The sequence below is a fragment of the Pseudaeromonas paramecii genome (assembly GCF_039540575.1).
GTDB lineage: Bacteria > Pseudomonadota > Gammaproteobacteria > Enterobacterales > Aeromonadaceae > Pseudaeromonas > Pseudaeromonas paramecii.
Genome location: NZ_BAABFC010000014.1, coordinates 187,288 through 193,660, shown reverse-complemented (window position 1 = coordinate 193,660; position 6,373 = coordinate 187,288). Strand labels below are relative to the sequence as shown.

Below are 6,373 nucleotides of genomic sequence, written 5' to 3'. Positions count from 1 at the left end.
GAAACGCTGTAGCGCCGATGGTAGTGTGGCATTCGCCATGTGAGAGTAGGACACCGCCAGGCACCCAATACGAAGTGAAAAGGCCTCTTGAATTCAAGAGGCCTTTTTGTTTGTTCTGTTTTGCGACATTGGACTATTTGAGGTGCTCGCCGAACAGGCGCTGTAATCGATCGTAGATAAGATCTCTTTCTTCCGGCGGAAGATGATAAAAATAATGGGTAAACAGCCGAAGGAGCTGAGATTTTTTCATGCCATCGCGGATCGCGATATCAGCAAGCTGATCAATCGAGTCCAGTGACATAGAGTAAGTCGCTTTCTTATAGACAGGCCTGCCAACCTCACTGTCTATGGGCTGCTCCGGCAAGATGGGATGGTGTTGCCGCCTTTCCGGGCTGACCAGCCTTGGCTGACCAAGGGCATATAGCTCGGCATCATCAATGAACTCGTCAACCGTTAGCGGTTCAATGGGTGTCTTGTCACGTTTCTTCTTGAGATCCGAAAGCCCCATATGCAGTACTACCTTATAGGTCCATAAACTCTTTGGCGATGGCTTTTATTTCTGCGGCCGCTTTACCATCAGGCTCTATTTCAACCACAGAGAGCCCTCGCTCTTCGCTGTCATCATACACGTTTCGGCTATAGATGATGGACTGGAGGACGGGAACGCAGAATGACTCACAGACCTCTTTGGCATCGAGTATCCGTTTGGCCTGATTCGGCAAGGCAGGGCATTGCGTCATGACAACGGCAGCTTTTAGGGTGGGGTTGACCATCTTGCAGGTGCTGATGATGTCTTCCATGTGCGGCAGGGTCTTGAGATCGCGCCGCTTGGGGCGTAACGGGATCAGTGCATGGCTGGCCACCGCCATGGTGGAGCGCAGCGCACGGTTATCTTGGCCACCGCAATCCACTACCACAAAGTCGTAGCGGTTCTTCAGACTCAGCAAATCTTCGCGAATATTCCCATAGAGTTGCACGCAGTTTAGTTGGGGTAGACTGGTGTCTTTGCGCTCCTGTATCCAGTCAGAGCTGGTTCGTTGCGGGTCACAGTCTACCAGCAAGACCTCCCCCTGATACTGGATCTTGAAGTACACCGCCAGGTTCTGCGCCAGGCAGCTCTTGCCGCTGCCGCCTTTTTCTCCACCAACGAGCAATATCATGCACCACCCCTTGTGATTCCATGCTGGACGGGTCGTTTCGTGTTTTCAGTATAGAAATAAATAGTCGAGGGAGCGGCGGATGGAGGCAAAAAGGGAGGCCAGTGCCTCCCTTTGATTAGAAATGTGCGCTAACTATCTCTTTGGTGAAGGATTTTTCGCAGTATTTGCATTTCATGCGCACCTCATCCCGCATTGCGCGGATCCGGAAGCTGCTGCGCACCGGTTCCTTATGGCTGATGCAATTGGAGTTGGGGCAATCAAATACACCCTCTACAGACTCTGGTAGTTGTAGCTGGAGCTTACGAACCACCTTGAAATTCTCGATGATGTTGACGGTGGCGTTGGGGGCAAACAGCGCCAGCTGGTTGGCCTGATCATCGGTGAGACGGCTGTTCTCTATCTTGATCAGATCCTTGGCCCCTAAGGCGGCAGAAGGCAGGTTAAGACCGACGGTGATCCGCTCCCGGGTCTCCAACAGGTGGAACAACTTGAGGATCTTGATCCCCTGGCCGGCCGGAATATGGTCGATGACGGAACCGTTGCGAATGGCTTCCACCTGCAGCTGTTTCTTCTCGGACATGGTGAGCTCCTTATACGGTTTCGTTCAATACCAGGGCCAGCAGGGCCTGACGGGCGTAGACGCCATTCTCGGCCTGCTGGAAGTAATAGGCGTGGTCTGTGGCATCCACAGCGGTCTCAATCTCATCAATACGCGGCAGGGGGTGCAGTATCTTGAGATTTGGCTTGGCCGTGGTCAGTTGCTCGCAGGTCAGGACGAATTTGGCGGCGATATGCCGGTATTCCGACTCCTCAAAGCGCTCTTTTTGCACCCGAGTCATATAGAGGATGTCCAGCTGAGGCATGATCTCTTCCAGACTGTCATGCACGCTGTACGCTATGCCCTTTTCATCCAGCTCTTCACAGATGTAGTCCGGCATGGCCAGCGCATCGGGGGCCACAAAGTAGAAGCGGGCACCGAATAGGCTGAGGGCCTGGGCCAGGGAGTGCACGGTACGGCCGTATTTCAGGTCGCCCACAAAGGCCAGATGCAGATTGTCCAAGCGCCCCTGGGTTTCGAAGATGGTGAACAAATCCAGCAACGTCTGAGTGGGGTGCTGGTTAGAGCCATCGCCTGCGTTGATCACGGGCACGGAGGAGAACTCGGCGGCCAGGCGGGCAGCGCCTTCCTGTGGATGGCGAATGACGAAGGCATCGGTATAGGAGGTGATGACGCGCACCGAGTCGGCCAGGGTCTCCCCCTTCTTGGCCAGGGAGGTGTTGCCGGCATCGGCAAAACCGATCACGCTGCCACCCAACCGTTGGGCCGCTGTTTCGAAGGAGAGGCGGGTACGGGTCGATGCCTCGAAGAAGCAGCTGGCCACCAGCTTGTGCTGCAACAGATCATGCCGAGGCTCGGTCTTGAGGCGGCTGGCAGTTTCCACCACCAGCTCCAGCTCATCCCGACTCAGGTCGGAGATGGAGATGATATGTTTCTTGTAGAGGGGGTTGGCCATGGTCAGGTGTCCCTATGCATGGGTGAAGTGAGCAACAAAAAGCCCCTGCAATAGGGGCCTTGTCCGAAAGGATCGGTCAGCAAGCGCAGAAGCGGGCGGATGGCGCAAGGGCGCAGTGCCTGAGGGCGATGCGCAAGTTGGGACATCGGGCTTCTCCATCTGATGGCTGATGGCTGCGGATTATAGAGCAAGGCGCCAGGCATGTTAACGTTTGCCTGCACATTGACGTCTTGGGTCGTAAAATGAGATGTCTAACACTTTGCGGCTATTTGTTGCGCGATCGAACCAAAGCGGCCGAAAAAGACCTTTACCTTTGAAGACCAGTTTGTATAATTCGCCTCGTTTGCTGCAGGGGCGTAGTTCGAATTGGTAGAACAGCGGTCTCCAAAACCGATGGTTGGGGGTTCGAGTCCCTCCGCCCCTGCCAGATTAGAAAAGGCCGATAACCTAGGTTATCGGCCTTTTTGCATGGGTGTTTTCCGTGATGAGCGTGTTGTTGGGGGCTTAGTGCAGGCGGCGCAGCAGGCGACCGCCCAGGCTGGTGTCGAATCGCCATACCTGATCGAAGATTTTCATCAGGGCTGGCTTGCCGTGCCGGGATAGACAGACGCCGTTGAAGCGGTTGCCTTGCTGCTTCTGCTGGGCCACCAGGGCACGGGTCTCATCGGGCAGGCGCTGAGCGATAAAGTCGGAGATGACGATGGCATCGGCGTTGCTATAACGGCTATGGGCCATCTCCTTGAGCACCTTGTCCATGCAGGGTGCCAGATCCGTACCACCCTTGAAGCTGCGCCCCAGGAAGTTGACCGCCTCCTGCAAGCCGGCGGGGCCGGTCAGGTGATAGCTGAGCACCTCGGTGGAGAAGAGCATGATGATGCACTCCCGCTCCTCCTGCAGGGCGATGCGCAGCAAGCCCATGCACAGGGCCTTGGCGGATTGCTCCGGGTAACCGCTCATGGAGCCGGAGGTGTCGATGCAGACGATGAAGGGCCCCTTGGGCTCCTGATGTTCACCCTGACTGCGACGGATCACTCGCGCCGGTTGGGGTTGGCTGGCTTGGCCGCTGTACTGATAGTTCAGCAGACGGCGCTCTATCAGGTGCTGGTAGAACAGGGTTTCCAGCTCGGGGGTGCTGAGCAGCAGCGCCTCACTGGGGACCAGGCGGGTCAGCTGGTTGTCCTGATAGATGCCCACCAGATCGTCGGGCATCTGCTCCTGCTGCTCCAGGGCCATGATCTGGGTGTCCACCAGGGCGTATTTCTCCTGGTGCTGACTGTCTTCCCGGGCACTGCGGCCCAGTTCATCGGCGATCTTCTTCAGATCCGGGTTGTTTTGCAGCAGGCGGGCATAGTGGCGCAGCAGGCGGCTGTCACCCCGGCTCAGGCGTGCCCGGCTGAGATCCCAGAGGCGGCCGGGTTGCTGCAGTTGCAGCTCGTCCGCCACCTCCTCGCTGACCTTCATGCGGTTTTCCAGCTCGTCCAGCAGGCGTTCGCGCTCCCGGTCTGCAAGGGTCATGGCCAGTTGCATCACCCGCAGCACCAGGTGGGAGCGCCAGCGCTCCAAGAACAGATCCTGGCGATTGGCCGGACTGGACTCCTGCAGCCGTGCCAGCAGGGCCGGGGCATGATCCAAAAAGCCGCTGACGCCGTCGAGCTTGTTCAGCAGGCGTGGCAGCAGGCCATCGAAGGCCTCCGGGTTGGCCCGCCGCGCCTCCATATACAGCTCGAACTCCCGCGCCAGTTCCGGCGGCAGGGGCTCGCCCTGCAGCAGATCCTGCAGGCCACGGCTCCAGTTATCCAGGTGGTTTTGCAGGTGGGCCTTCAGGCGGCTGTTGCCCTTGAGCAGGCCGACCATCTGGGGGGCGGCCATGACACCGCTGAGCATCTCCTTGATCAATTCACCTTCGTTGAGGCTCAGCAGCATGGCCACGCTTTGCACATCAAGCATGTGCCACCTCCTGGGTCAGGCTCAGCAGCTCCTGGCGCTGCTGTTGCAACTGCTGTTGCAGTGTTTCGGCCTGCTCCACCAGGGCCAGCAGACTCTCTTCCACCTGACGCAACCAGCTCTGCTCCAAAAACAGATGCGGACACTGGGCGGCAAAGCTGCGGCGCTGATTGAGCAAGGCCTGTTGCTGTTGGCCCAGGGCCTGCAGCAGCTCGTCGAGCTGTTCGGTCTGACGTTGGCGCAACCAGCCGGGTACGCCTTCGGCCTTGGGCAGGGCCACCAGTATGGCTTGATGGCGTTCGTCCCGGGCGATGAGGCGGCCTTCGCTGTCCACATCCAGCAGCAGGCTGCTGCGCTGTTCACGCTCGTTGAAGCGAGCGCGGATGGGGCCCCCCTTGCGTTGCCACTGCTGCCACTGCTGGCTGTCCACCTCGGCCCACAGGGTGGGGCGATCCGGCTGTGCGTTGTCCAGGCAGCAGGGTTGCAGGAATAGCAGGCGCAGGGTCAGGGGCAACTCCTTGAGGCCCAGCTGCTTGGCATCCAGCCGCCAGCTCTGCTCCTTGCCGGGCCGCCAGCGGCGGGCCGGGGTGAGTTTGCAGGCCAGTTCACGCACCCAGTCCCGTTGCAACCGTTCCAGATCGTTATGCAGCCGCTGCAGGGAGAACTGTATCTTGTCCTGACCGAAGGCCTGACGGCGGGCGAACTCCAGCATCAGCTTGTTGACCTGCTCCTTGCTGGAGAGGTCATGCCACAGGCAGTCCTTGAGCAGCAGCAGATCCAGGCCGCCGATCTGGCTGCGGCCATTGAAGAAGGCACTGGCCTGCAGCAGGCGGACCGCCTTCTTCCAGCGACGATCCGAGACGTAGACCCCTTCGGTCTGACCATCCCCCACCAGTTGGGCCAGCTGCTCTCGGAAGCGGTACAGCTGTTCGAACACGCTGTCGGGCAAGGCGACTTGCGTCAGGGCTTGTTGCCACTGCTGGTACTCGTCCTGGCTGATCTTGAGCTTGGCGTCCACCGGATCGGCCTGGGGGTCCTGGCGGCTGGTGAGCATGGCGCGGAAGTTCTGCTTCTCCTGAATGCGATCCAGCCAGACCCGGAACAGCAGCCGGTCGTAGAGGGCCTCCAGACCACTGTCGGCCTGGGGCAGCTCGTTGGAGGCCGCCACCAGCAGGCGCATGGGCACCGCCACCTCTCGCACACCGTTACGGTAGCGACGCTCATTGATGACGGTGAGCAGGGTATTGAGGATGGCGGGGCCGGCCTTCCAGATCTCGTCCAGAAACACCACCTCGGCCTCGGGCAGATAGCCCTGGGTCAGGCGCTCATACTTGCCCTCGTCTTTGAGGGCCTGGATGGACAGCGGGCCGAACACCTCGTCCGGGGTGGAGAAGCGGGTCATCAGGTATTCGAAGGCACGGCTCTGGTCAAAGGCGTGGATCAGGCGGCGGGCGATCAGGCTCTTGGCGATGCCGGGGGGGCCCAGCATGAAGACGCTCTCGCCGGCCAGGGCGGCCAGCAGGCACAGGCGTACTACATCCTTACGTTCATACAGGCCCTGGGCCAGGGCGTCCAGCAGTCTGCCAATGCGATCCGGTAAGGGGTTTACACTCATGCCTGCCTCGAAGGAGAGATGACGAAATTGTGAACTGATTCACGAAAGCTCCTATTGTTGTGATTACCATCACAAAGGCAAGGTTTTTTTATCACCAGCGTCGTTTGAAATCCTGGATAACTCGCGGTTTTTCCGGGCCT

At 59.0% G+C, this 6,373-nt stretch carries 6 protein-coding genes and 1 tRNA gene; 1 reads left to right on the top strand and 6 read right to left on the bottom strand.

Annotation, left to right across the window (positions count from 1 at the left end):
• Window positions 1-133 precede the first annotated feature (133 nt).
• The 4 genes from ABD847_RS12115 to pyrB form a co-directional block, all read right to left on the bottom strand.
• The gene (locus tag ABD847_RS12115; RefSeq protein WP_345013348.1) at window positions 134-508 is read right to left on the bottom strand and encodes a CopG family transcriptional regulator; all 375 of its coding nucleotides are present in this window, start codon (window positions 506-508) and stop codon (window positions 134-136) included.
• Between the two features lie 13 nt (window positions 509-521).
• Complete coding sequence (locus tag ABD847_RS12110; protein WP_345013346.1) at window positions 522-1,160, bottom strand: nucleotide-binding protein; 639 nt, start codon at window positions 1,158-1,160, stop codon at window positions 522-524.
• Between the two features lie 115 nt (window positions 1,161-1,275).
• Entirely contained in the window at window positions 1,276-1,740 is a 465-nt protein-coding gene (pyrI, locus tag ABD847_RS12105; protein ID WP_345013344.1) for an aspartate carbamoyltransferase regulatory subunit, read from the bottom strand.
• 10 nt (window positions 1,741-1,750) lie between these two features.
• On the bottom strand, window positions 1,751-2,674 hold the full coding sequence (gene pyrB / locus ABD847_RS12100) for an aspartate carbamoyltransferase (RefSeq protein WP_345013342.1): 924 nt from the start codon (window positions 2,672-2,674) through the stop codon (window positions 1,751-1,753).
• 350 nt (window positions 2,675-3,024) lie between these two features.
• Here pyrB and ABD847_RS12095 point away from each other — a divergent pair.
• Window positions 3,025-3,101, top strand: a tRNA-Trp gene (locus ABD847_RS12095).
• A gap of 77 nt (window positions 3,102-3,178) precedes the next feature.
• Here the strand turns inward: ABD847_RS12095 and viaA are convergent.
• Together viaA and ABD847_RS12085 are read right to left on the bottom strand one after the other, a co-directional pair.
• A complete protein-coding gene (gene viaA, locus ABD847_RS12090) occupies window positions 3,179-4,621 on the bottom strand; it encodes an ATPase RavA stimulator ViaA (protein WP_345013340.1) in 1,443 nt (480 codons plus the stop codon).
• Window positions 4,614-6,233, bottom strand: coding sequence for an ATPase RavA domain-containing protein (locus ABD847_RS12085; RefSeq protein ID WP_345013338.1), 1,620 nt, complete (start codon window positions 6,231-6,233; stop codon window positions 4,614-4,616). The genes viaA and ABD847_RS12085 overlap by 8 nt, the downstream gene beginning before the upstream one ends.
• Between the last annotated feature and the right edge of the window lie 140 nt (window positions 6,234-6,373).

Coding starts and splice junctions, on each gene's coding strand:
- ABD847_RS12115 (WP_345013348.1), bottom strand. CDS start 508: ATGGGGCTTTCGGATCTCAAGAAGAAACGTGACAAGACACCCATTGAA.
- ABD847_RS12110 (WP_345013346.1), bottom strand. CDS start 1,160: ATGATATTGCTCGTTGGTGGAGAAAAAGGCGGCAGCGGCAAGAGCTGC.
- pyrI (WP_345013344.1), bottom strand. CDS start 1,740: ATGTCCGAGAAGAAACAGCTGCAGGTGGAAGCCATTCGCAACGGTTCC.
- pyrB (WP_345013342.1), bottom strand. CDS start 2,674: ATGGCCAACCCCCTCTACAAGAAACATATCATCTCCATCTCCGACCTG.
- viaA (WP_345013340.1), bottom strand. CDS start 4,621: ATGCTTGATGTGCAAAGCGTGGCCATGCTGCTGAGCCTCAACGAAGGT.
- ABD847_RS12085 (WP_345013338.1), bottom strand. CDS start 6,233: ATGAGTGTAAACCCCTTACCGGATCGCATTGGCAGACTGCTGGACGCC.